The 1,662-nt window shown below is 54.6% G+C and carries 1 rRNA gene; it reads left to right on the top strand.

Features of this window, described 5'->3' with window-relative positions:
* The first annotated feature begins 16 nt into the window (after positions 1-16).
* Positions 17-1,578, top strand: a 16S ribosomal RNA gene (locus GLW08_RS21465).
* Positions 1,579-1,662 lie beyond the last annotated feature (84 nt).

Here is a 1,662-nt window from a genome sequence, read left to right on the forward strand (position 1 = left end):
AGGCGAACTTCTTCATTTTATGGAGAGTTTGATCCTGGCTCAGGACGAACGCTGGCGGCGTGCCTAATACATGCAAGTCGAGCGCGTGAAGCAACATGATCCCTTCGGGGTGATTGTTGTGGATCGAGCGGCGGACGGGTGAGTAACACGTGGATAACCTACCTTTGAGATCGGGATAACCCCGGGAAACCGGGGCTAATACCGAATGATCTGTTAGACCGCATGGTCGAACAGCAAACGGCGGCCTAGCCGTCACTCAAAGATGGATCCGCGGCGCATTAGCTAGTTGGTAAGGTAACGGCTTACCAAGGCGACGATGCGTAGCCGACCTGAGAGGGTGATCGGCCACACTGGGACTGAGACACGGCCCAGACTCCTACGGGAGGCAGCAGTAGGGAATCTTCCGCAATGGACGAAAGTCTGACGGAGCAACGCCGCGTGAACGATGAAGGTCTTCGGATCGTAAAGTTCTGTTGTTAGGGAAGAACAAGTGCCAGAGGAAATGCTGGCACCTTGACGGTACCTAACCAGAAAGCCCCGGCTAACTACGTGCCAGCAGCCGCGGTAATACGTAGGGGGCAAGCGTTGTCCGGAATTATTGGGCGTAAAGCGCGCGCAGGCGGTTCCTTAAGTCTGATGTGAAAGCCCACGGCTCAACCGTGGAGGGCCATTGGAAACTGGGGAGCTTGAGTACAGAAGAGGAGAGTGGAATTCCACGTGTAGCGGTGAAATGCGTAGATATGTGGAGGAACACCAGTGGCGAAGGCGACTCTCTGGTCTGTAACTGACGCTGAGGCGCGAAAGCGTGGGTAGCAAACAGGATTAGATACCCTGGTAGTCCACGCCGTAAACGTTGAGTGCTAGGTGTTAGGGGGTTTCCGCCCCTTAGTGCTGAAGTTAACGCATTAAGCACTCCGCCTGGGGAGTACGGCCGCAAGGCTGAAACTCAAAGGAATTGACGGGGGCCCGCACAAGCGGTGGAGCATGTGGTTTAATTCGAAGCAACGCGAAGAACCTTACCAGGTCTTGACATCTTCCGCTATCCCTAGAGATAGGGAGTTCCCTTCGGGGACGGAATGACAGGTGGTGCATGGTTGTCGTCAGCTCGTGTCGTGAGATGTTGGGTTAAGTCCCGCAACGAGCGCAACCCCTAATCTTAGTTGCCAGCATTTAGTTGGGCACTCTAAGGTGACTGCCGGTGACAAACCGGAGGAAGGCGGGGATGACGTCAAATCATCATGCCCCTTATGACCTGGGCTACACACGTGCTACAATGGATGGTACAGAGGGCAGCGAGACCGCGAGGTCAAGCAAATCTCAAAAAACCATTCTCAGTTCGGATTGCAGGCTGCAACTCGCCTGTATGAAGCCGGAATCGCTAGTAATCGCAGGTCAGCATACTGCGGTGAATACGTTCCCGGGCCTTGTACACACCGCCCGTCACACCACGAGAGTTGGCAACACCCGAAGTCGGTGAGGTAACCTTTTTGGAGCCAGCCGCCGAAGGTGGGGCCAATGATTGGGGTGAAGTCGTAACAAGGTAGCCGTATCGGAAGGTGCGGCTGGATCACCTCCTTTCTAAGGATAATACGGAACTAGAGCCTTGCCTCTTGGCAGGGTTCTAGCGACAGCACTTTCAGTGCTATACAAACGGTGTTTACA

It is taken from the genome of Pontibacillus yanchengensis (assembly GCF_009856295.1).
GTDB lineage: Bacteria > Bacillota > Bacilli > Bacillales > BH030062 > Pontibacillus > Pontibacillus yanchengensis_A.